Origin of the sequence: Cognaticolwellia mytili (genome assembly GCF_002104475.1) — a bacterium.
Lineage (GTDB): Bacteria > Pseudomonadota > Gammaproteobacteria > Enterobacterales > Alteromonadaceae > Cognaticolwellia > Cognaticolwellia mytili.
Genome location: NZ_NBOF01000001.1, coordinates 425240 through 449643 on the forward strand (window position 1 = coordinate 425240; position 24404 = coordinate 449643).

A 24404-nucleotide genomic window follows, 5' to 3' on the forward strand; every position below is an offset into this window, starting at 1 on the left:
CAATGGCGAAGAAAAGAAAAGGCCGTGCGATTAACGGTGTGCTGCTGCTTGATAAGCCTTATGACATGTCGTCAAATAGTGCTTTGCAAAAAGTTAAACGCATTTACTTTGCGCAGAAAGCAGGACATACCGGAGCCCTTGATCCATTAGCGACCGGAATGTTGCCAATATGTTTAGGTGAAGGAACAAAGTTTTCACAGTTTTTACTTGATACCGATAAAACTTACCAAGTAACGGCTAAATTAGGTGTTCGCACGACGACTAGTGATATTGATGGTGAAGTGGTTGCTGAAAAACCGGTTGAGGTTTCTGATGAGCAATTAGCTAAAGCGCTAGATTCATTTCGAGGTACTACAAAACAAATTCCTTCTATGTATTCAGCGTTAAAGTATCAAGGGCAACCGCTTTACAAATACGCACGTGAAGGTATTGAAGTACCAAGAGAGTCTCGTGATATTACGGTATTTAATCTAGATTTATTACGCTTTGAAGGTGATGAAGTTGATTTAGATATTCATGTCTCTAAAGGTACTTATATTCGTACTATTGTTGATGATTTAGGTGAGTTATTGGGCTGTGGCGCTCATGTTGCCAAATTGCACCGCAGTGCGGTTGGTAATTATCCAACAGATCGTATGATAACTCTTGCAGACTTAGAAGCACTACTTGAAAAGGCAGAAGCAGAAGAAGTTGCACCGTCGGTATATTTAGATCCATTGTTATTACCAATGACCACTGCATGTGATGGTATTCCAGCCGTATTTATTGATGATATGTCGGCTAACTTCTTACGTCATGGTAACCCCGTTCAGTGTTCAAACGCACCTAGCGATGGCTTGGTACAAGTCTTTATTGGTGATGATGTTGAAACGGGTGAATTTATTGGTGTCGGACACATTGATGATGATGGCTTAGTTGCACCTAAGCGTATTGTAGTATTACCTGCGTAGAGTCTGATGCTAACCTCTCGTTTGCTTTTAAGCTTTGCTGATGGATATTAGTTGCAATTACAGAGTATATTGCTAGAATATGCGCTCTTTAGAACGTCCTGCTGATTTAGTGTTCGGCTCGACGCGATTTTTAAAACACTAAAATAAAGGTAAATATTATGTCTTTAAATGCTGTAGAAAAAGCTGCAATCGTTGCAGAATATGCTCAAAAAGAAGGTGATACTGGTTCTCCAGAAGTACAAGTTGCTTTGTTAACTACACAAATCAACCATTTACAAGGTCACTTTAAAGAGCACATCCATGATCACCACTCTCGTCGTGGTTTATTACGCATGGTAAGCCAACGTCGTAAATTACTTGATTACTTAAAAGGCAAAAACGTTGAACGTTACACGTCTTTAATCGGTAAATTAGGTCTACGTCGTTAAGACAAGCTTTATTTAAAAAGCAAAGATCTTCAAAAGGAGCCTAACCGCTCCTTTTTTTATGTCTTAATTTTGACCATCCTTTGAAATCTCAACAATACTATCTGCAAAGTCGGTAATGATAAATCCAGCTCAATAATCTTGGCAAGTTAATGACGAATCGAATTAAGTTGACTGCAACCTGCATTAAAGCTGGTCAATTTTAGCTATGGTCAACGTTATTATTACGCTAAGTCAAAGAATAATTTATCAATCAAGCTAAGATATCCTCAACTTTTGATGAGGAAAATTTTATGACATCTATCCCTGAATTTATGACCGCCAAACATCGCGAGTGCGATGAATTTTTTATTGCAGCAGAAAACGCGGTTGCAGACAATAACTGGTCGTTAGCTAAACAAGCCTTTAGCCAATTCTCTCAAGAGTTAGAGTTACACTTTCAAGCGGAGGAAACTATTTTATTTCCTGAGTTTGAACAAGCAACCGGTATTACTCAAGGCCCAACCCAAGTAATGCGTGGCGAGCATCAGCAAATGCGTGCGTTGGTCGCTGATTTATTACAAGCACTTAGCGCGGATGATAAAGACGGATACATTGGCGCTTCTGAAACCTTAATGGTACTTATGCAGCAGCATAATATGAAAGAAGAAATGATGCTTTACCCAATGACACAACAGCGTGTACCAGCACCAGAAGCTTTATTAGCCAGTGTTGTTGAACATTGTCAAAGCCCTGTAAGCGATTAGCAATAAAGTTTAATGAATATTATTGAAGTGAATGTTAGTGCTTTAGCACCACCAGAGCCAATGCAAGTGATTTTGTCCTCGCTTGCAACATTGCCAAATGGTGCTGTGTTGAAGGTTGTACATCGCCGCGAACCATTTCCTTTATATGAGCAGTTAGTTGCTACTGGTTGGCTTTACCACTGCAAGCGATTGGCAGAAGAAAGTTTTGCTATCTATATCGCCAATGAAAAAGATCAGTTAACATTTTCTGATTTTATTGCTTCAAATATTTAAGAGCAAAGTGCTTAGTGGCAAAATTTACTTTTGCTTGTTGACATCACTAAACATACGAACAATCTTTTTGCCAACAATCACCTAAAGTTATCATAATTATGAATATCGCTAATTTATCTTTTAGTGCTTTACCGCCGATTAGCGTGCCTTTTCGGTATTTCATCAGTGCTGCTATTTTTCTCATTTTTACTGCCGTTATAATATTGTTTTCTGGTGAAGAAGTTTGGCTCAATCGTTGGCAACCAACTCTGCTGGCGATCACCCATTTGTTCACGCTAGGTTTTATTTCTATGGTGATGATGGGGGCAATATATCAATTTTTGCCAGTTATTGGTGGCGTGGGTGTTGCCAATGTTCGCATGGTTGCCACTGTGTCCCATAGTTTACACGTTATTGGTACTTTAGCTTTATCGTGGAGCTTCACTGTCCCAAGTACCATAATACACGTTATTGCATTGTTGTCTTTAGGCGTAGGCTTCACACTTTATATTTATGCTGTTACTAATGTATTGATTAAAAAGCTAAGTCAAGGACACACCATTATTGGGATGCGGTTGGCTATGTTGTCGCTAGTAGCTGTTGTGATACTTGGCATACTTTTTCTCGGACAAAAAACCTTAATACCCTATATTGATTTAGGTTTTATTAATGATAAAAACTTTACTGATATTCATGCTTTACTCGGAGGCTTTGGCTGGGCTGGCGTATTAGTTCTAGCGGTAAGCCTACAAATAGTTCCAATGTTCCATGTTACGCCGAGCTTCCCTAAGCTGTTGGCGAAATATATGTCCTGGGCTCTATTATTATTGTTATTGCTGTTGTTTGTATTTACGCCCATTAGCGCAGGCGGACAGGTGGTTATTGCTGTAATTCTTGCTATGTACAGCATTTTTAATCTGAGTTTTCTCAAGTTATTTAAGCAAAGAAAGCGTAAGGTCGCTGATACAAGCATTCAGTTTTGGCAGTTAGCTGGAGGTAGTTTTATTGCACTGACTTGTTTATATTTTTTCTCTGACACTTTTTTTATCAAAGTCTTTGATGGTAACAAAGGGCTAGTGCTAAGTGCGATTTTTATCTATTTTTATCTAGTAAGCATCATCGAGGCCATGCTATTAAAAATTACGCCATTTTTAACCTATACCCATTTACAAAATTTGTGCTTAAGTAATTTTTCTGCCATGGCTCACCTACCTCACATGCATGATTTATTGCTTAAAAAACATGGGCGTTTGTTGCTTTATCTTCATGTTTTTTCTTGCTGTACATTAATTGTCACACTAACATCTTCGCAATTATATTGGTTGTTTGCATTAGCGATGCTAGCAGAATTTAGTTGGCTGCTGTTTTTGATTTTACGAGGTTTATTTTTATATATGCAAAGCTTAGAAAAAATAACTGGCGCTAAGTAAATATTGTTTATCGCAAGAGAAAAAATGCTAAAAGCAGAGCTATATGTCATCCGCACTCGATATATATATATTTTAGTATCAACATTTGTGCTTTGACGCTAGTAAAAACCTAATCGTTAAGTATAATGTGCGTGCAAAATTTATAATTGCAAAAAACTAATCAATCAGCCTGTATAATTTTTTGTTCTACTTAGCGTGTGCGAACGCGTGAATTTGGTTAACACCTTAATCTTTAAATAAATATTAAGATGACTGACTAAGTGAATAAATAATTGTACAGATTGATTAAAATCAAAAATATTTAAGGAACTAATAATATGTTCAAACCAGTTACTAAATCATTTGAGTTCGGCCAACATACCGTAACTCTTGAAACGGGCGTTATTGCTCGTCAAGCTACTTGTGCCGTTATGGCAAGCATGGACGATACTTCTGTATTAGTCTCTGTTGTTGGTAAGAAAGAAGCAAAACCAGGTCAAGATTTTTTCCCATTAACAGTTAACTACCAAGAGCGTACTTACGCTGCCGGTAAAATCCCAGGTGGTTTCTTTAAGCGTGAAGGTCGCCCTTCAGAAGAAGAAACATTAATCTGTCGTCTAATTGACCGTCCAATTCGTCCATTATTCCCAGAAGGTTTCACTAACGAAGTGCAAGTGGTTATCACTGTTGTTTCTGCTAACCCAGAAATTGCCCCTGATATCATCGCTTTATTAGGTACTTCTGCAGCATTAGCAATTTCAGGTATGCCTTTTAGTGGTCCTGTTGGTGCAGCGCGCGTTGGTTACACTGACGGCAAATATATTCTTAACCCATTACAATCTGAATTAGCGTCGTCGCAATTAGACTTAGTTGTTTCAGGTACTGATTCTGCTGTATTAATGGTTGAATCAGAAGCTGACGTGTTGTCTGAAGAAGTCATGCTTGGCGCTGTTATGTACGGCCATGAGCAAATGCAAACTGCTATTACAGCAATTAAAGAAATGGCTGCAGAAGTTAACAATCCTAAATGGGAATGGACTGCACCAGTTAAAAACGCTGATTTAATAGCAAAAATTGCCGAACTTTCTGAAGGTCAAGTAAACGAAGCTTACCAAATTACCGAAAAAGCAGTACGTTACGAAAAAATTAAAGAAATTCGTGATGGCGTTGTTGAAGCGTTATTGGCTGAAAATGCTGAACTTGACGTTCAAGAAGCAAAAGATTTATTCCATGACTTAGAAAAAACGGTTGTTCGTGGTCGTATAACGCAAGGTTCACCACGTATTGATGGTCGTGATCCTGAAATGATCCGCGCATTGGACGTAATGACTGGCGTATTACCACGTACTCATGGCTCTGCTGTATTTACTCGTGGTGAAACTCAAGCTTTAGTTACTGCTACTTTAGGTACGCAACGTGACGCTCAACGTCTTGATACTATTATGGGTGAGAAAACTGATGCATTTATGCTTCATTACAACTTCCCTCCATACTGTGTTGGTGAGACAGGTTTTGTTGGTTCTCCAAAGCGTCGTGAAATCGGTCATGGTCGTTTAGCGAAACGCGGCATGTTAGCTGTAATGCCTTCAGCTGAAGAATTCCCATATGCAGTTCGTGTTGTTTCTGAAATTACAGAATCAAACGGCTCTTCTTCAATGGCTTCTGTTTGTGGTACTTCATTAGCACTAATGGATGCTGGTGTGCCAATTAAAGCTTCTGTTGCCGGTATCGCAATGGGTCTAGTTAAAGAAGGCGATGACTTTGTTGTTCTTTCTGACATTTTAGGTGATGAAGATCACTTAGGTGACATGGACTTTAAAGTAGCGGGTACAACTGGTGGTATTACTGCTCTTCAAATGGATATTAAAATTGAAGGTATTACACAAGAAATCATGCAACTTGCTTTAAACCAAGCAAAAGCTGCACGTACTCATATCTTAAGTGTAATGGATGAAGCAATTGGCGGACATCGTGATGATATCTCTGAATTTGCTCCTCGTATTCATACAATGAAAGTTAGCCAAGATAAGATTCGTGACATTATTGGTAAAGGCGGTGCAACAATTCGTCAATTAACTGAAGAAACTGGCACTACGATTGAAATCGAAGATGACGGTACAGTTAAAATTGCGGCAACTGACGGCGAACAAGCGAAAGACGCAATTGCACGTATTACTGCACTTACAGCAGAAATCGAAGTAGGTACTATTTATACGGGTAAAGTTGTACGTATCGTAGACTTTGGTGCATTTGTTAACGTTTTACCTGGTAAAGATGGCTTAGTTCATATTTCTCAAATCTCTGAAGAACGTGTTAACGCCGTTAGCGATGTATTAACAGAAGGTCAAGATGTTACTGTTAAGGTACTTGAAGTTGACCGTCAAGGCCGTGTACGTTTGAGCATGAAAGAAGCTGCTGAAAAGCCAGCTGCTCCTGCTCCAGAAGCTAACGCTGCTGAGTAATGCATAAGGTAAATAACCTCAACGTTATTAAGTAACAATTAATAACGTTTTTGTGTTGATAAAAAGGGAGCTTATTAGCTCCCTTTTTTATATACTCAGATAGTTCATCTTTACTAAAGGTTATGTTTTTCGTGCACTTATTTTATAAAAAATTATTCTCTGCTACACAGTTTTCAAAAACTGTACTTTCCAAAGCAGTATTCTCTAAAACATCACTTTCCAATGCTTCATTGACTAAGGCATTGTTGGTTTCTGGTTTATTACTTTCTCAAGGTTGTGCTAGCACATCGGCTGAAAAAAACTCTGTTATTGGTCAGCTTGTTATTGCTGAGCCAAATACCATTAGTTACAAAAGCGAAATTGCTTTAGCGCGATTAACACAGGTTTTACAACGTGCTGAAATTAGCGATGGCCAACGTGCAGAGCTGTTTTATCAACGCGGCGTAGAGTATGACAAAGTTGGTTTACGCGCTTTAGCGCGCTTTGACTTTAATCAAGCAATAAATTTAAAGCCTGATATGGTTGATGCTTACAATTTTATTGGTATTCACTTCACGCAACTACAAGAATTTAATCAAGCTTATGATGCTTTTGACTCAGCTATAGAATTAGCACCTGATCACGAATATGCTTATTTAAATCGTGGAATTGCATTATATTATGGTGGGCGGGCAAACTTAGCATCTGAAGATTTTAAAGTGTTTAGACAATATCAGCAGAACGACCCTTATCGTGTGCTGTGGCAGTACTTAGCAGATTTAGAAGCTGATCAGCAACAAGCCAAGCAAGATTTATCACTACACGCAGAATTTATTGATGAGAAAGTTTGGGCGAAAAAAATTATTGCTTTGTATTCGGGTAAAATTGATCAAGAGACATTCATTAATCATTTAACTGATAATGTTAGTTCAAATAAAGCCTTAACTGAACGTTTATGTGAAGCTTACTTTTACTTGGGTAAATATAGTCAGATGCAAGGTGATAAAAATGCTGCGATTAACTTTTTTAAATTGGCGTTGAGCACTAATGTCTATGAATTTGTTGAACACAGGTATGCCAAACTTGAATTAGACCTTATGCGGCAAGCAATGCAACAAAATAAAGCGCTTTAACCTTTTGATTAATTTTATCGACTAACCTTAATGTTTTCAAAGGTCCGTATTTTAATAAGCTTAGTAATAATAATATTACTAAGCTTATTTTTCTTCATCGATAGCCATCGAGAAAAAATTACACAAGCAATTATATCTTCTGAACAACTATCACGTTTAGACTCAATAGAATTTTTTACCCGTCCTCATGAACGGCTGAGCAAATTATTGACGACTGAAAATAGTCGGGCATGGCTGCATTTAGCTAAATTGTATGCAAAACAAAATGCCGACATTGCTTTTGAAGTGGCTGAATACTACTTACAACAAAACAATATAATTTCAGCGCAATTGTGGTTAAAGGAAGCTATTCGCCAGCAGCACAAAGAAGCTAGGCTAACATTAGCTAATCACTATTTTAAAACCAAACAGTACCTTGAAAGCAGAAATTTATTATTGCCTATTTTAGATAATGATAGGGCACTGGTTTTATCGTATAAACTTGCTATTCAGTTAGGTGATACTGAATTTATCTCACAAAATAAAACTAAGTTGGCAAACATAGAAAATAGGGATTTCTATCAACTATTGCTCGATTTTTCTGTCTTTTCTGCTGCTAAAAGCAATATCAACCAAGAGTGTCATGTTAGCGTACAACTTTTTGCAACTAATTTAGCAGGCCTACAACACGGGAAAAACTTAACTGAGCAGTTTCGCCAGCATAAGTTAGCAAGGTATGTTTGTTTACAAAGTCCTAAATATGTTCCTAGCCAAGAGCTGAGTTGCCAAACTGAAATAAAGCAAAGAATTACTTGTCGAGCCAATGTATGGGCTACGCGAGCCGATATCTCAAGTCGATATATTGGTTTAATTGTCGAGCAAGGAGGGGCCAACGTTGATAATGGTATTATGTATATTGACCAACAAGACGATGCTGATGTTCTGGCCCATGAACTTTCACACTTTCTTGGCTTCGTTGATGAATATCCTTTGCCTAGCCAGCATCAAAAGTGTCAACGAAACCAGCAAACTTCATTCTCTTATAACCTGGCGACGCTACCTGAACGCTATTACGGTGAAAGAGATAAGATTAGAAAACGCATATTGATGCAATTACCGTGGGCAAGTTTAATTAAAGACACTACACCAATTTTAATAAAGCACGGTAAAGGTTGGAAGTTAACTACACCCTTAAAGTTTCAGCATGAAGTTGGCGTCTTTTCAGCAAGGTCTTGTGATAAAAACAATAAAGTACAGGCATATAAACCTTATGCTCATCGTACTCAACTAGAGTATTTTGAATTGAACTTTCCACAAACTTATATTGATATTATGGCGCTAGCCCCTAAGCAATACTTGATGCCAAGTTACCACTTTAATATCAGTCGAGACTTGGCACTGCAAGGTGAATATAGTCGAGCGAGAGAAGCCTTAAAAGCCATAACTTTTCAGTAAAAAACAGCGACGGTTCTATGATTGTGAAGAGGTGTAAGAGCCGAGGCGATGGATGAGTGTTATTAATTTAATAGCCATTAGCTAAATTAACTCAACCTTAAGTTGCATTAGCTATGACTTTTAGTGTTGTTCAAGTGCTGAAGGACTACTTTCTTCGTAGGCACTGTTATCTTTAATATTTTTTAAATGCCTGACAGAGTTTATATACTCTTGTTGCCGTAAAACAGTGTTTTTTCTGACTTTAGCAACAGGCCACATGGTGTTGTTATTAAATATTGTTAGTTCTTGCTCTAATGATACTTTATTATTTTTAGGTGATTTTACTCTTGTGGTACGAATAAACCATGAAAATAATGACATACAGGGGACTCCTTGTATTATTCATATTAAGTTATAGCGCAACTTTCTAATTTTCGCTGATTATGAACAGAACTTTTGCTAATTAACAGAAATTTTATTGTTATAAAAATATTTTAAACCAGAAGTTAATATATAATGATGACAATTTCATGTTACCCGTATTACGTTTTTATGGAAAATTGTATGGCAAGTTTCTCACCTTCTCTCTTTCGTCAGCAATTCCCAATATTAGCTCAAGCTATTAATGGTAAGCCTCTGGTTTACTTTGATAATGCTGCCAGTACTCAAAAACCAATAGCGGTTATTGATTGTTACCAGCGATACTATCAAACTAGTAATGCTAATGTTCATCGTGCTTCGCATGCTTTGAGCTCAAGAGCGACAGCTGCTTATGAAGAAAGCCGTCAGCGCCTAAAAGTATTTATCAATGCCAAGTATGATAAAGAACTGATTTGGACAAAAGGTAGTACAGAAAGCATTAATTTAGTTGCACAGTCGTGGGGTAGGAAAAACTTACAGCCCAATGATGAAATTGTATTAAGTTACAGTGAACACCACGCTAACATCGTACCTTGGCAAATTGTAGCTGAACAAACTGGCGCAAAGATTAAAGTTCTGCAATTAACCAGTGAAGGTAGAATAGATACAACGAGATTAGAGGAAACAATAGGAGATAAGACCCGCATTGTTTGTTGTGCTCATATCTCTAATGTACTCGGGCGCATTAATCCAATTGTTGATGTTATTAATGTTGCAAAGCAATATCGAGCATTAACATTGATTGATGGTGCCCAAGCTATTGCTCATTTACCTGTGGACGTTCAAGCATTAGGTTGTGACTTTTATGTATTCTCTGCCCATAAAATGTATGGTCCAACAGGTGTTGGTGTACTCTATGGCAAACGTGAAGTATTAGAGGGAATGCCGCCATATCAGGCTGGCGGAGAGATGATCAAGTCAGTTAGCTTTGAGCAGAGCACCTTTAATGATTTACCGCATAAATTTGAAGCAGGAACGCCAAATATCGCTGGTATTGTTGCTTTTGGCGCAATGTTAGACTTTATTAAAACTCAGCAGTTAGAGAAGCTAGCTCAGTATGAAAAAAGCTTAGCGCAATATTGCTTTGAGCAGTTGTCACAAGTGCCAGGACTAAGTTTTGTTGTTGATGGGCAGCCCGATATACCTGTGTTTTCATTTACTATGACAGGACAGCATAATCATGACGTAGCTGCAGAGCTTGATAGCCATGGTATTGCTGTGCGAGCTGGACATCACTGTGCAATGCCTCTGATGCAGTATTTAAACCTTGAAGGTTGTATTCGTTTGTCTTTAGCAGCGTACAATACGATTGAAGAAATTGATCAAGCAGTGTTAGCACTTAAGAAAATTAGCGGCTTGAATTCAGATAACAATACAACTGTTATGGGGGATGTCGTATTAAATGGTAACTTAGAAGCAGCAAAGGACTTAGCTTTTGAGCAAATCAAGGCCAGTGATATAGCGAATGAGTTGACTATTGAAGATGTTTTAGCTTTGTTTGCAAAAGCTAAAAGCTGGGATAGTAAACATCGTGAAATTATGTTGTTAGGGAAAAAGAAAAGTACCTTAGCTGCAGAGCGTAAAAATGAGCAATCATTAATTTCAGGCTGTGAAAGCAAGGCGTGGCTTAGTTATCAAAAACAAGCATCGGGTACTTATTTATTCTCAGGTGATAGTGATGCTAAGGTTATTCGTGGTTTACTTACGATTGTATTAGCGGCAGTTAATAATAAAAACCGCGAGCAAATCTCAGTATTTAACATGCAAGCTTATTTTGATGAAATTGGTTTATTGCAGCATTTAAGTCCATCTCGAGGCAATGGACTTAGAGCTATTGTTGATAAAATCTATCAGATAGTGGCTTGAACCAATTCAGACAGGTTAAATAACAATTACTTAACTACACTGTTTTTTGCTAATGCTCGCTTTAAAAACTTATCGATTGCTTTTCCAACCGCGAAAAATGCAAAACAGGCAGTAACATGGGTAGCTGCACCAAAGCCACCACTGCAATCAAGTCGCATTGCTCCATCATTTGATTGTTTTGCATGACAAACATTACCTTCATTGTCGGGGTAACGTAATTGCTCACTAGAGAAAATTGCGTCTATTGAAAACTTTCGTTTTACATTACGAGAAAAATTATATTCACGGCGTAATTGATTACGTACTTTTGCAAGTAATGGGTCTTGAAAAGTTTGGCTTAAATCGGCAATGGCTATTTTACTTGGGTCAACTTGACCACCTGCGCCACCAATGGTGATTATTGGTAATTTATTGCGTTTACAATGAGCAATAATCGCACTTTTTACATTCACTGAGTCAATGGCGTCGATAACATAGTCGATGGAATTGCTTAATAGCTCGCGAATATTTTCTAATGTCACGAAATCTTCGACAATATTAACCTGACATTCAGGATTTATCTGTTTTATTCTCTGAGCCATAACATCGACCTTACTTTGGCCAACGGTGTCAGAAAGTGCATGTATTTGACGATTGATATTAGTGATACATAAGTCATCTAAATCAATAAGGGTTATTTCGCCTACGCCATTTCTGGCAAACGCCTCTGCAACCCAAGAACCAACCCCGCCAATACCGATAACACAAAAGTGACTTTGCTTAAGCGCTTCAGCACCATTGTTACCGTATAAACGGGATATACCGCCAAACCTTAATTGATAATCAGACATAACTTTAAAAACCATTAACTAAAAATGCTCGCGTATTATAGCAGTCTCAAGAAGAAAACATTAAGAGTGCCAGCAGCAAATACCACGATAAATTTTGCATTTCTTTTTATCAAATAATTGTTGATGGCTATTTATTGTTGCTTGGTATTTATTTAGTTTATTTTCGATATTAAAACTTATGATACCCAACAGTACAAATCCGACAGGCAAATGGACCAAGTTGGTGATTATTTCTGCATTTATCAATAATGGCAGCAGCGAAAGCGTGAACAATGAGAGAAAAAGCAGTATAAAATGTAATATTTTTATCGATCTGATCAAAGTTTTCATAGATAAAGTCCTTATTAAATTCGCATCTATTGATAGAAAGCTTATTTTAGTACTTGTAGTACTGAATTAGAGGTGGCATATTTGACATTTTTACTGGCAATAATGTCAAATTCACTAGGTAAATAAAAATGAAAGTAGCCGTTTTAGCCTCTGATCAATGTGTCGTTTCTGCTGTTTATGGTTTGATTGATGTCTTTTATGCGGCAAGTTATTGTCATCAACAGCGCTATACTACCGATACAGACAGCGAAATATCTTGTCAAATTGTCACAATAGATAACCACCCTGTACATGGCTATAACGGTATAAAAATTAAGCCCACCGTTGATATTTCTGCGGTTGAAAAGCCTGATATTATCATTGTATCTTCTTCAGTGCGTGCGGTTATTGATTGCTGTGCTGATGATGTGCTTGTTGATAATTTACCTAAAGTTAAACAATGGCTTACTCAATGCCATCAGCAAGGAACAATTATTGCCAGTTATTGCACTGGCAGTTTTATACTCGCTTCTTGTGGTTTATTAAAGGGTAAAATCGCAACAACACATTGGCGTAGTGCTGATTTATTTAAACGATTATTTCCGTCTATTCGTTTGGATTGTGATCAAATGTTAATCGACAATGATGATGTAATTTGTTCAGGTGGCTCAATGTCTTATATCGATTTGGCATTGTACTTAATTGATAAGTATGCCGGCAAAGATATCGCTTCTGATTGTGCGAAATTAATGGTTTTTGATCCCGTTAGACAAAAACAATCACCCTATGTAACATTTCAAGCACAAAAATCTCATGATGACCAACCGGTTTTAAAGGCGCAAGAGTGGATTGAATCTCATTTTAGCAATGAGATACTTATAGATGAGCTTGCTGAACTTGTCGGTTTAGGTGCACGAACGTTTAAAAGGCGCTTTAAACAAGCAACCCAAGAAACACCGCTGAGCTACTTACAACGAATAAGAGTTGAACATGCAAAAATGCGTTTAGAAAAAACTACTGAACCAATTAATCAAATTATTTGGTCGATAGGCTATGAAGACATCAGCAGCTTTCGACTGCTGTTTAAACGCTTTACTGGCGTAACACCAAAAGATTATCGACAGAAATATGCCTAACTGATCGTAAAAGTTAGGCGGAGGGCAGTTTTACCACAAATAGTGTTTGTTGTTCATTGATGATATCAAAGTAAATTTCACCGTGTTGAACCTCTGTCATTAGCTTCGCTGAATAGGTACCTAAGCCTGTGCCTGTTTGATGGTTTGAGCTAGTGTATTTGTTAAATAAGGTTGCACGTAGTGCTTTAGGAATAACGCCGTTGTTAATTACTTGAAAAGTTACATAACCCTTTTCGTATGCTAAAGAAAGCATTATTGAATCACTATTCTGAGATGCTTCAACAGCATTCTTAATCAGATTGTTAAAAATAGATAAACAAAGTAGTGGCTCAGCATAGATATATTGTGTTTGCTCAAATCCAGTTAAGGTAATATTTAAAGACTTTTCTTTTGATACACGTGAAACGGCATTAATAGCGTCATTTATCATTTGGTTGAGGTTTATACGCTGCGGTGTTAACTGATAAATATCTTGCTCTATTTTGTAGAGATTGAGAGAGTTATTAATCATATCAACTACGTTATTAACGGCTTTATTAATTGAGTTTGCTGCAGCCTTATCTGTTAAACGATAAGTCTCAAACAAAATGTTATTGAGTGGACCTTTTAAATCATGCTGAGTGATTTTCTCAATATCTTCTTGTAACTTGGCATTTTCTTGTAGCATCATTACCTGCTCGGCTAATGCGGTATTTTGCTGTTGTAAGCGCATATGTGTGGCGACACGAGCCCTTAGTAAATCACCGTTGAGCGGCTTGGTAATATAATCAACTGCGCCTAATTCGAAGCCATATTTCATATCAGCAACTTCAGACTTTGCGCTGAGGAATATGATTGGAATATTGGTGGTTTTTGGATTCTTTTTAAGCATCGAGCACACTTGATAACCATCCATCTCAGGCATCATAATATCAAGTAACACTAATTCTATTTTCTGTTTACCGTTGTTGATTATTTTTAAGGCATGCTCGCCAGATTTTGCTGCAATTACCTGATAATATTGACGTAAATTACCCGCCGCAACATCTATGTTACTACTTTCGTCGTCAACAACTAAGATGCTAGGTTTCGTTATTTTAGCTTCATTAATTATGATTTTTTCTGGAGTAGTATTACTTACTATAGGTGTGAATTTATCATACTGGGTAAGAGCAAAAAGTGCACTGATGACATGCTGTCGCTTAAAAGGTTTATATAAGCTAATACTATTGTTTTGCACTACTTTGAATGAAGGTGTTGCTGGTACTTTTGATTCATCTAATGTTCGCTGGGACAAAATGAGTAGTGGTAAAGCTTTTGTTGTCAATATACCAACTAATTGTTCGCGAAAATCTCTAGGATTTCTATCGCTATAACTATCAGAGCATATTAATAAGCTAATTGGTGAGAATTGCGCAAACTCAAATGCATCGTCCATATTTTCTATACAAGCAATAGCTGATTTATTTACCCCACAAGAGAGCAAGATTTTTGCAATTGCTTCTCGAACAAGTCGACTCTCATCAACAATTAAAATAGGGTCAAGCACTGATGAAACGCCACTAAAATGATAAAATTATTACAAGGATATAGTGTTTATAACTGAAATGTACAGAATTTTATTTGTTTATAAAAGCACTAGATAAGAAAAAGGCAGCCAATAGACTGCCCTTAATTATAGCTTTAAGTAAAACAAAAACTATCTGTCACTTAGTGGTACAAATTCACGATCAATTTCACCAGTGTATTTTTGGCGAGGACGACCAATTTTTTGCCCTGGTTGACCTAGCATTTCGTCCCAATGAGCAATCCAACCAACAGTACGAGACATGGCGAAGATTACGGTAAACATATTGGTAGGAATACCAATGGCTTTTAGGATAATACCTGAGTAAAAATCTACGTTAGGGTAAAGTTTTTTCTCGATGAAATAAGGGTCTTCCAACGCTACTTTTTCTAACGCCATTGCTACGTCAAGTAGTGGATCTTTAATACCCAATTCACTTAACACTTCATGACAAGTTTCACGCATTACGGTGGCACGAGGATCGAAGTTTTTGTAAACACGATGACCAAAGCCCATAAGACGGAAAGGGTCTGATTTATCTTTTGCTTTAGCAACAAATTCATCAACGCGGTCTAAAGAACCAATCTCTTCAAGCATGGTTAAACAAGCTTCGTTAGCGCCGCCATGAGCAGGGCCCCAAAGTGAAGCAACACCCGCCGCAATACATGCGTATGGGTTAGCACCAGAAGAACCTGCTAAACGTACTGTTGACGTTGAAGCGTTTTGTTCGTGGTCAGCATGTAAAGTAAAGATACGGTCCATTGCACGAGCAACAGTTGGGCTAACTACGTATTCTTCTGCTGGTACTGAGAATAACATGTGTAAGAAGTTTTCTGCATAGCTTAGGTCATTGCGTGGGTAAACGAATGGTTGGCCGATGCTGTACTTGTATGCCATTGCTGCGATAGTTGGCATTTTAGCGATTAAACGATGCGCACTTCGCATACGTTGATCGGGCTCGTTAATATCTAAGTCGCTGTGGTAAAACGAAGATAAAGCACCAACAACACCACATAACATGGCCATCGGATGTGCATCAGGCAAGAAGCCATGGAAAAAATGTACTAACTTTTCATGAACCATCGTATGGTTAGTGATAATTTTAGTAAATTCATCGTATTGCGCTTTAGTTGGCGCACTACCATTTAGTAAAATATAACAAACTTCTAAGTAATCAGCTTGCTTAGCAAGGCTGTCAATTGGGTAACCACGATGCTGTAGCACACCTTTGTCACCGTCAATAAAGGTAATTTCAGATTCACATGAGGCTGTTGCTAAAAAACCCGGGTCATATGTGAAGTAGCCTGCACCACCTAGTGTACGTATATCTATTACATCGTTACCGGCGCTACCTTTAAGAATTGGCAAGTCTGCAACTACATTACCGTCGATACTAAGAGAGGCTTTTGAGTCAGCCATATGTTTCATCCCCATTAAAATTTATTTATCTTGAAATTGTCAAAACCAAATGTTTAGTCAATTTTTGTGAATATTAAACTGTGACTATTCTACTTCAGATCACCCCCCATAAGTCAATTCGTTTGTTAAACCCTTAGACTAAAGTCAAATGTATGGAATGATTTTTGTCGAGTATGGTTGATAATTAGTCGAAAGCCTTGAATATAGGCTAAAACTTGTCGGTGAAGAAAATTGTAATTAATGATTTTCATCTATATAATCAAGCTGATCTGAATTCTGTTTTTGCATTCGTATGTAAAGTGTAAAAATATAATTCAAATCGGAGGGGGGTTATCTAGCATAATAATGCATTTAGATAACGTTACAATAAGTTGAAGGCTCTAAGAGCTCCTTAGGCAACAATCGTGAAAAAACAACGTCCTGTAAACCTAGATTTGTCAACAATCAAAATGCATGCAGCAGCAAATGCATCTATATTACACCGCGTATCTGGTGTGATCATGGTATTCGCTATCGGTATTTTATTGTGGACGCTTTCTTTATCTCTATCTTCTGCTGAAGGTTTCGCCCAAGTAGAATCCCTACTTAGCGGTGTATTCTTCAAAATAATTATCCTTGGTTCGCTTTCTGCGCTTATCTATCATTTACTTGGCGGTATTCGTCACCTGTTTATGGATTTAGGTCACTTTGAAGAACTTGCTTCGGGTAATGCTACGGCAAAACTTATTATCGCACTTTGGTTGGTGCTTACTGTAGTAGTAGGAGTTCGATTATGGTAAACAACGCAGCAACAGTAGGCCGTAGTGGCGTACATGATTTTATTCTTCTTCGTGCCAGTGCCATTATTTTAGCACTGTATACCTTTTTTCTTGTTGGCTTTTTTGTTACAACTTCGGATGTAACATTTGAAGTTTGGCAAGGGTTTTTTGGTTGTATCAGCACAAAAATATTTACCATCTTAGCCATTATCGCGTTATTAATTCACGCATGGATTGGTGTATGGCAAGTACTTTCTGATTACATTAAGCCAGCGTTTTTACGCGGTGGTTTACAATTTTTCTTTTCGGTTTTGCTGCTAGTGTATTTCGCAGCAGGCCTACTAACAGTGTGGGGTGTGTAAGTGAGCGTTCCTATTCGTGAATTCGACGCCATTGTAATTGGCGCCGGTGGTGCAGGCATGCGTGCTGCCCTAGCAATCTCTGAATCTGGCAAATCTTGTGCTTTGATTTCAAAAGTATTCCCTACTCGTTCTCATACGGTTTCTGCACAAGGTGGTATCACTGTCGCCTTGGGTAATGCCCATGAAGATCACTGGGAACAACACATGTACGATACCGTTAAAGGCTCTGATTATATTGGTGACCAAGACGCAATCGAATATATGTGTAAAACAGGTCCTGAATCAATTATCGAACTTGAGAAAATGGGCTTACCTTTTTCTCGCACGGAAGAAGGTAAAATTTACCAACGTCCATTTGGTGGTCAATCTAAGAATTTTGGTGGCGAGCAAGCAGCTCGTACCGCAGCTGCAGCTGACCGTACAGGTCATGCATTATTGCACTGTTTATATCAGCAAAATGTTAAAAACAAAACTAACGTTTATTCAGAATGGTATGCCTTAGATTTAGTTAAAAACAGCGACGGCGGCGTAGTAGGTTGTACTGCTATTTGTATCGAAACTGGCGAAGTTGTTTACTTTAAAGCCCGTGCTACCGTGCTTGCTACTGGTGGTGCTGGTCGTATCTTCGCATCCACTACTAATGCTCACATCAATACTGGTGACGGTGTTGGTATGTCACTTCGTGCTGGCATTCAAATGCAAGACATGGAAATGTGGCAGTTCCATCCGACAGGCATCGCAGGCGCTGGTGTACTAGTGACCGAAGGTTGTCGTGGTGAAGGTGGTTACTTATTAAATAAAGACGGCGAACGTTTCATGGAACGTTATGCACCAAATGCTAAAGATTTAGCAGGTCGTGACGTTGTTGCTCGTTCAATGATGACAGAGATCCGTGAAGGTCGTGGTTGTGACCATCCTCAATACGGACCACATATCAAGCTTAAACTTGATCACTTAGGTCGTGAAACGTTGATGAAACGTTTACCAGGTGTTTGTGACTTATCTGAAACATTTGCTCATGTTCATCCAGCAGAAGAGCCAATTCCAGTTATTCCAACGTGTCACTACCAAATGGGTGGTGTACCTTGTAACGTTAATGGTCAAGCACTTAATGTTGCCGCAGACGGTACTGAAACAATCGTTGATGGTTTATTCGCTGTTGGTGAAATTGCTTGTGTATCAGTACATGGTGCAAACCGCTTAGGTGGTAACTCATTACTTGATTTAGTAGTATTTGGCCGCGCAGCAGGTAACTTCTTAGGTACCTACCTAAATGAAACTCAAAACGGTAAAGATGCATCTGAGTCTGATTTAGAAGCTTCTTTAGCACGTACTAACCGCTGGGAAACATCGTCTAAAGGTGAATGTCCAACGCAAATACGTAAAGATTTGCAACAGTGTATGCAACTTAACTTCTCGGTATTCCGTGAAGGTGAAGCAATGGCACAAGGCATGAAAGAGTTAACGGAAATACGTGAACGCTTACAACATGCCCACTTAGATGATAAGTCTAGTGAGTTCAATACACAACGTATCGAGTGTTTAGAATTAGATAACTTGATGGAAACAGCTTTCTGTTCTGCAAAAGCAGCTAACTTCCGTACTGAATCTCGTGGTGCTCATGCCCGTCAAGATTTCACGGAACGTGATGATGAAAACTGGTTATGTCATTCAATCTACACACCAGATAACGAAGAAATGAGCAAGCGTACTGTTAACATGGCACCTGTTCACCGTGAAGCTTTCCCACCGAAAGCAAGAACTTACTAGGAGCGTTGTAATGAAACAAATTTTTTCTATTTACCGTTACAACCCTGATGTTGATAACAAACCTTACATGAAAGAATATGAGCTGGAAGTTCCAGAAGGCTCAGACATGATGGTACTAGATGCGCTAATTTTGCTGAAAGAGCAAGACTCAAGCTTATCATTCCGTCGTTCATGTCGTGAAGGTGTTTGTGGCTCTGACGGTTTGAACATGAATGGTAAAAATGGTTTGGCTTGTATCACGCCTTTATCTGCAATTCCTGCAAATAAAATTGTGTTACGTCCATTACCTGGTTTACCGGTAGTGCGCGATTTAATTATTGATATGACTCAGTTCTATAATCAATATGAAAAAATCAGACCTTACCTAATTAATGATGGTAAAGAACAACCAGCGCGTGAACATTTACAATCAATTGAAGAACGTGAGAAGTTAGACGGTCTTTATGAATGTATTTTATGTGCATGTTGTTCAACATCTTGTCCTTCTTTCTGGTGGAACCCTGATAAATTTATCGGTCCAGCAGGCTTATTACATGCTTATCGTTTTCTTATTGATAGCCGTGATACAGCAACAGAAGAGCGTTTAGATGATTTACAAGATGCCTACAGCGTATTTCGCTGTCACGGTATCATGAACTGTGTTGATGTTTGTCCGAAAGGGTTGAACCCAACAAAAGCCATTGGCCATATTAAGTCAATGTTGCTGACAAGAGCGGTTTAATTTAAACGGCAGAGTATAACCTTGTTGTACTCTGCTTTTTTCGTTAAACAATTTGTTTTATTGCTTTTATCCCATAAAGGAACAGGCAATGCCCGAAGGTGCTATGAAGGCTTGGATAGAGTCTTCCCATTTAAGTGGTGCAAACGCTGCTTATATTGAAGAATTATACGAATCTTATCTGGATAACTCGCAATCTGTTTCTACAGAGTGGCGCGATATTTTCCAACAACTTCCTAAAATTGAAGGTGCTGACGTTGAATATCGGCATTCTGAAATCCGTGACGAATTTAAAGAATTAGCCCAACAAACACAAAAAACCGTGGTTGTTTCAGGCGGCTCTGACGCAAAACAAGTTAAAGTTTTACAACTTATTAATGCCTTTCGTTTTCGCGGACATCAAAATGCTAACCTTGACCCATTAGGGTTATGGCAACGTGATAAAGTACGTGACCTGCAATTATCTCACCATGAACTATCGGAAAATGACTTCGATCGTGAATTTAAAATAGGTTCTTTGGCTATCGGCCAAGATACTATGAAACTTGGTGAATTATATAAAGCGCTTAAAACCACTTACTGTGGTTCTATTGGCGCAGAATATATGCATATTACGTCAACTGATGAAAAGCGTTGGTTACAACAACGTCTTGAGTCGGTGCAGTCACAAGCAGTGCTTAGCGTTGAAGAGAAAGAAGAAATTTTTAAGGACTTAGTTGCGGCTGATGGTCTTGAAAAGTATCTAGGGGCTAAATTCCCTGGTGCAAAACGCTTCTCTCTTGAAGGCGGTGATGCCTTAGTCCCTATGTTAAAGCAATTAATCACGCGTGCCGGTACACAAGGCGCTAAAGAAGTGGTTATGGGTATGGCTCATCGTGGTCGTCTCAATGTGTTGGTTAACGTAATGGGTAAGAACCCATCAAAGCTATTTGATGAGTTCGGCGGCAAGCATGATGAAATACTGTCTTCTGGCGATGTTAAGTATCACCAAGGTTACTCATCTGATTTTGTAACCCCTGGCGGCAATGTTCATTTAGCATTAGCATTTAACCCATCGCATTTAGAGATTGTTAATCCTGTTGTTATCGGGTCTGTGCGTGCACGTTTAGACCGTCGTGATTGTAATGAAGGTGATTTAGTATTACCTATTACTATTCATGGTGATTCTGCGATTGCCGGTCAAGGTGTTGTGCAAGAAACTTTTAATATGTCGCAAGCACGGGCATTTAAAGTTGGCGGTACTATCCGTATTGTGGTTAATAACCAAGTCGGTTTTACAACGTCTAACCCTCAAGATACACGCAGTGGTGAATACTGTACTGAAATCGCTAAAATGGTTTCTGCGCCAATTCTTCATGTTAATGGTGACGACCCAGAAGCTGTGATTTTAGCAACGCAAATTGCCCTAGATTACCGTAATGAATTTAAACGTGATGTGGTTATAGACCTGGTTTGTTACCGACGTCACGGACATAACGAAGCTGATGAGCCAAGCGCTACCCAGCCAGTTATGTACAAAAAAGTTAAAAAGCATCCTACTCCTCGCCAGCTTTATGCTGATAAGCTTAATGCTGAAGGCTCTCTTAATAAAGAGAAGACTGACGAGCTAACTGCTTACTACCGTAAATTACTTGATGAAGGTCAATGTACAGTAGAGCAATGGCGCCCAATGACAGAGCACTCTGTTGATTGGACACCATACTTAGGCCATGAATGGGATGACGATTACGATAAAGAAATCTCGATTGATAAGCTAAAAGAGCTTGCGGCTAAAGTTGCTACAATTCCAGCTGACCATACTGTGCATAATCGCGTGAAGAAAATTTACGACGACCGCGCGAAAATGGCGAGCGGTGAAAAGCTACTTGATTGGGGTATGGCGGAAAATATTGCTTATGCATCAATTGTAGATTTAGGTAAGCGTGTACGCCTTACAGGTCAAGATGCCGGTCGTGGTACTTTCTTCCATCGTCATGCCGTATTGCACGGACAAGAAGATGGCTCTCGTTACTTGCCATTACAAAATATTAGTAAAGACCAAGGTCCATTTGATGTGCATGACTCAGTACTTTCAGAAGTATCTGTACTTGCCTTCGAATATGGTTATACCACAGCTGAGCCTGCAGGTTTAACTATTTGGGAAGCGCAATTTGGCGATTTTGCTAACTGTGCACAAGTGGTATTTGACCAATTCATAAGCTCTGGTGAACAAAAGTGGGGCCGCCTATGTGGTTTGACTATGTTGTTACCACATGGCTATGAAGGTCAAGGTCCAGAGCATTCATCTGCACGTTTAGAGCGCTTTTTGCAGCTTTGTGCTGATTACAATATGCAAGTTTGTGTACCATCAACACCTGCGCAAGTATTTAATATGTTGCGTCGCCAAGTGGTTCGTCCTATGCGTCGTCCATTAGTAGTGATGTCACCTAAATCATTATTACGTCACCCGTTAGCGGTTTCTTCACTTGAAGAAATGTCGACAGGTGTTTTCCATAATGTTATTGGTGAAGTTGATGATATCGAACCTAGCGGTGTTGAACGTGTAGTATTTTGTAGTGGTAAAGTTTACTACGAATTACTTGAGCAACGTCGTAAGAATGAACAAACTAATGTTGTTATCATTCGTATCGAACAACTATACCCATTCCCAGAAGAAGAGCTCAAAGCTGAGATTGAAAAATACAGCCACGTGAAGCAATTCGTCTGGTGTCAGGAAGAACCGCAAAATCAAGGTGCATGGTACTGTTCACAGCATCACTTTAGAGCGGCTATTCCAGCGGGTACTTATTTGTCATATGCAGGTCGTAAGGCTTCTGCAGCTCCGGCTGTAGGTTATATGTCAGTTCATGTTAAAGAGCAACAAGCGCTAGTTCATGACGCGCTTAATGTAGAATAGACCCTCTTTTTTATAAAGAGATTAATTAAGAGTGTGTAAGGAATATTATAAATGACAACCGAAATTAAGGTTCCCGTTTTACCTGAATCAGTTGCAGATGCAACGGTAGCGACTTGGCATGTACAAGTTGGTGACAAAGTTTCTCGTGATCAAGTACTCGTTGACATCGAAACTGACAAAGTGGTACTTGAAGTACCGGCCACATCAGATGGTGTTATTACTAGCATTTCTGAAGCTGAAGGTGCTACGGTTTTAGGCGAGCAAGTTATTGCTATCCTATCCGAAGGTAGTAGTGAAGGCGATACGGCTGCAACTGCTGCTCCTGCAAGTGCAGCAGCACCTGCGGCGGCAACTTCGTCAGCTAAAGTAATTGATATCGAAGTACCTGTATTACCAGAGTCAGTTGCTGATGCAACCGTTGCTACATGGCATGTTGCTGAAGGTGATTCGGTATCAGTTGACCAAAACTTAGTTGATATTGAAACAGACAAAGTGGTTTTAGAAGTAGTAGCGCAAGAAAACGGCGTTATCGGTAAAATCATTCATGTTGAAGGCGATACTGTACTTGGCGCACAAAAAATTGGTGAACTTAACGCCGGTGCAACAGCAAGTGCAGCGCCTGCAGCATCAGCTGAAGAAGCGATTAGCTCAGATGAATTAGCTAGCCCTTCAGTACGTCGCTTAATGACAGAAAAAGGCTTAACAGCTAATGATGTTGTTGGTACTGGTAAAGGCGGCCGTATTTCTAAAGAAGATGTTGAAGCTGCAGCTAACAAGCCAAAAGCAGCACCAGCAAAAGCAGCAGCACCAGCGCCAGCAGCACAAGCTTCTGCAGCATTAGGCGAGCGCACACAAAAACGCGTACCGATGACACGCTTACGCAAAACTATCGCAACACGTTTGCTTGAAGCTAAAAACTCAACGGCAATGCTAACAACTTTTAACGAAGTTAACATGAAGCCAATTATGGATCTTCGTAAGCAATACAAAGACGTTTTTGAGAAAACACATGATACCCGTTTAGGTTTTATGTCTTTCTACGTGAAAGCGGTAACTGAAGCGCTTAAACGCTACCCAGCAGTTAATGCATCAATTGACGGCGACGATATTGTTTATCATAACTTCTTTGACGTTTCTATTGCCGTATCTACACCTCGTGGTTTAGTTACTCCAGTACTACGTGACGCTGATCAATTAAGCATGGCGGGCATTGAAAACGGTATTCGTGGCTTAGCGATAAAAGGTCGTGATGGCAAATTAACCATGGACGAAATGCAAGGTGGTAACTTTACTATCACTAACGGCGGCGTTTTTGGTTCTTTAATTTCAACACCTATCCTTAACTTGCCACAAGCGGCAATTTTAGGCATGCATAAAATCCAAGACCGCCCAATGGCTGTTGACGGAAAAGTTGAAATTTTACCTATGATGTACTTAGCACTTTCTTATGACCATCGTTTAATTGATGGTAAAGAATCTGTTGGTTTCTTAGTAACAATTAAAGAATTGTTAGAAGATCCAACACGCTTACTACTAAACATATAGTTATCATTTAGTAGGCTTTATCAATTAAAAACTTTAGTTTGATTTAGACTATAGTATTAG

General features: G+C 38.9%; 20 protein-coding genes. 16 read left to right on the forward strand and 4 right to left on the reverse strand.

Annotated elements, in window-relative coordinates; translation table 11 throughout:
- Positions 1-2 precede the first annotated feature (2 nt).
- The 8 genes from truB (at position 3) to B7C41_RS01750 (ending at position 8790) form a co-directional block, all read left to right on the forward strand.
- Positions 3-950: a tRNA pseudouridine(55) synthase TruB gene (truB, locus tag B7C41_RS01715; RefSeq protein ID WP_085297029.1), complete on the forward strand. Its 948-nt coding sequence runs from the start codon at positions 3-5 to the stop codon at positions 948-950.
- Positions 951-1108: 158 nt separating this feature from the next.
- Positions 1109-1378 (forward strand): 30S ribosomal protein S15, encoded by a 270-nt coding sequence (gene rpsO, locus B7C41_RS01720; RefSeq protein ID WP_085297030.1) that lies wholly within the window; start codon positions 1109-1111, stop codon positions 1376-1378.
- 290 nt (positions 1379-1668) lie between these two features.
- Positions 1669-2121, forward strand: coding sequence for a hemerythrin domain-containing protein (locus tag B7C41_RS01725; protein WP_085297031.1), 453 nt, complete (start codon positions 1669-1671; stop codon positions 2119-2121).
- A gap of 12 nt (positions 2122-2133) precedes the next feature.
- Positions 2134-2394: a DUF2249 domain-containing protein gene (locus tag B7C41_RS01730; protein WP_085297032.1), complete on the forward strand. Its 261-nt coding sequence runs from the start codon at positions 2134-2136 to the stop codon at positions 2392-2394.
- 98 nt (positions 2395-2492) lie between these two features.
- Positions 2493-3803, forward strand: a complete 1311-nt coding sequence (locus tag B7C41_RS01735; RefSeq protein WP_085297033.1) for a hypothetical protein — start codon at positions 2493-2495, stop codon at positions 3801-3803.
- Between the two features lie 317 nt (positions 3804-4120).
- Positions 4121-6244 (forward strand): polyribonucleotide nucleotidyltransferase, encoded by a 2124-nt coding sequence (pnp, locus tag B7C41_RS01740; protein ID WP_085297034.1) that lies wholly within the window; start codon positions 4121-4123, stop codon positions 6242-6244.
- A gap of 131 nt (positions 6245-6375) precedes the next feature.
- On the forward strand, positions 6376-7356 hold the full coding sequence (gene nlpI, locus B7C41_RS01745) for a lipoprotein NlpI (protein ID WP_235839576.1): 981 nt from the start codon (positions 6376-6378) through the stop codon (positions 7354-7356).
- 30 nt (positions 7357-7386) lie between these two features.
- Positions 7387-8790 carry a tetratricopeptide repeat protein gene (locus tag B7C41_RS01750; protein WP_085297036.1) on the forward strand — a complete coding sequence of 468 codons (1404 nt, stop codon included), beginning with the start codon at positions 7387-7389 and terminating at the stop codon, positions 8788-8790.
- Positions 8791-8910: 120 nt separating this feature from the next.
- On the opposite strand, the gene B7C41_RS01755 is transcribed toward B7C41_RS01750, so the two are convergent.
- Positions 8911-9150 (reverse strand): hypothetical protein, encoded by a 240-nt coding sequence (locus B7C41_RS01755; RefSeq protein WP_085297037.1) that lies wholly within the window; start codon positions 9148-9150, stop codon positions 8911-8913.
- Positions 9151-9333: 183 nt separating this feature from the next.
- Between B7C41_RS01755 and B7C41_RS01760 the strand changes: the two genes are divergently transcribed.
- Positions 9334-11055, forward strand: coding sequence for a SufS family cysteine desulfurase (locus B7C41_RS01760; protein WP_085297038.1), 1722 nt, complete (start codon positions 9334-9336; stop codon positions 11053-11055).
- Between the two features lie 26 nt (positions 11056-11081).
- Here B7C41_RS01760 and tcdA read toward each other — a convergent pair whose 3' ends face one another.
- Positions 11082-11885: a tRNA cyclic N6-threonylcarbamoyladenosine(37) synthase TcdA gene (gene tcdA / locus B7C41_RS01765; RefSeq protein WP_085297673.1), complete on the reverse strand. Its 804-nt coding sequence runs from the start codon at positions 11883-11885 to the stop codon at positions 11082-11084.
- 458 nt (positions 11886-12343) lie between these two features.
- Here tcdA and B7C41_RS01775 point away from each other — a divergent pair, with 458 nt between their 5' ends.
- The gene (locus B7C41_RS01775; RefSeq protein WP_085297040.1) at positions 12344-13330 is read left to right on the forward strand and encodes a GlxA family transcriptional regulator; all 987 of its coding nucleotides are present in this window, start codon (positions 12344-12346) and stop codon (positions 13328-13330) included.
- 13 nt (positions 13331-13343) lie between these two features.
- Here the strand turns inward: B7C41_RS01775 and B7C41_RS01780 are convergent, their stop codons facing one another.
- Both B7C41_RS01780 and B7C41_RS01785 read right to left on the reverse strand, forming a co-directional pair.
- Complete coding sequence (locus B7C41_RS01780) at positions 13344-14858, reverse strand: hybrid sensor histidine kinase/response regulator (protein WP_085297041.1); 1515 nt, start codon at positions 14856-14858, stop codon at positions 13344-13346.
- A 150-nt stretch (positions 14859-15008) separates the two neighbouring features.
- Entirely contained in the window at positions 15009-16295 is a 1287-nt protein-coding gene (locus B7C41_RS01785) for a citrate synthase (protein WP_085297042.1), read from the reverse strand.
- A 404-nt stretch (positions 16296-16699) separates the two neighbouring features.
- Between B7C41_RS01785 and sdhC the strand changes: the two genes are divergently transcribed.
- The 6 genes from sdhC to odhB all read left to right on the forward strand — a co-directional run bounded on the left by sdhC (position 16700) and on the right by odhB (position 24344).
- On the forward strand, positions 16700-17074 hold the full coding sequence (gene sdhC / locus B7C41_RS01790) for a succinate dehydrogenase, cytochrome b556 subunit (RefSeq protein WP_085297043.1): 375 nt from the start codon (positions 16700-16702) through the stop codon (positions 17072-17074).
- Positions 17068-17415, forward strand: coding sequence for a succinate dehydrogenase, hydrophobic membrane anchor protein (gene sdhD, locus B7C41_RS01795; RefSeq protein ID WP_085297044.1), 348 nt, complete (start codon positions 17068-17070; stop codon positions 17413-17415). The genes sdhC and sdhD overlap by 7 nt, the downstream gene beginning before the upstream one ends.
- Positions 17416-19185 carry a succinate dehydrogenase flavoprotein subunit gene (gene sdhA, locus B7C41_RS01800; RefSeq protein ID WP_085297045.1) on the forward strand — a complete coding sequence of 590 codons (1770 nt, stop codon included), beginning with the start codon at positions 17416-17418 and terminating at the stop codon, positions 19183-19185.
- Positions 19186-19195: 10 nt separating this feature from the next.
- Positions 19196-19906: a succinate dehydrogenase iron-sulfur subunit gene (locus B7C41_RS01805; protein ID WP_085297046.1), complete on the forward strand. Its 711-nt coding sequence runs from the start codon at positions 19196-19198 to the stop codon at positions 19904-19906.
- A gap of 88 nt (positions 19907-19994) precedes the next feature.
- Positions 19995-22799: a 2-oxoglutarate dehydrogenase E1 component gene (locus B7C41_RS01810; RefSeq protein WP_085297047.1), complete on the forward strand. Its 2805-nt coding sequence runs from the start codon at positions 19995-19997 to the stop codon at positions 22797-22799.
- Positions 22800-22850: 51 nt separating this feature from the next.
- The gene (gene odhB, locus B7C41_RS01815; RefSeq protein ID WP_085297048.1) at positions 22851-24344 is read left to right on the forward strand and encodes a 2-oxoglutarate dehydrogenase complex dihydrolipoyllysine-residue succinyltransferase; all 1494 of its coding nucleotides are present in this window, start codon (positions 22851-22853) and stop codon (positions 24342-24344) included.
- The last annotated feature ends 60 nt before the right edge of the window (positions 24345-24404 follow it).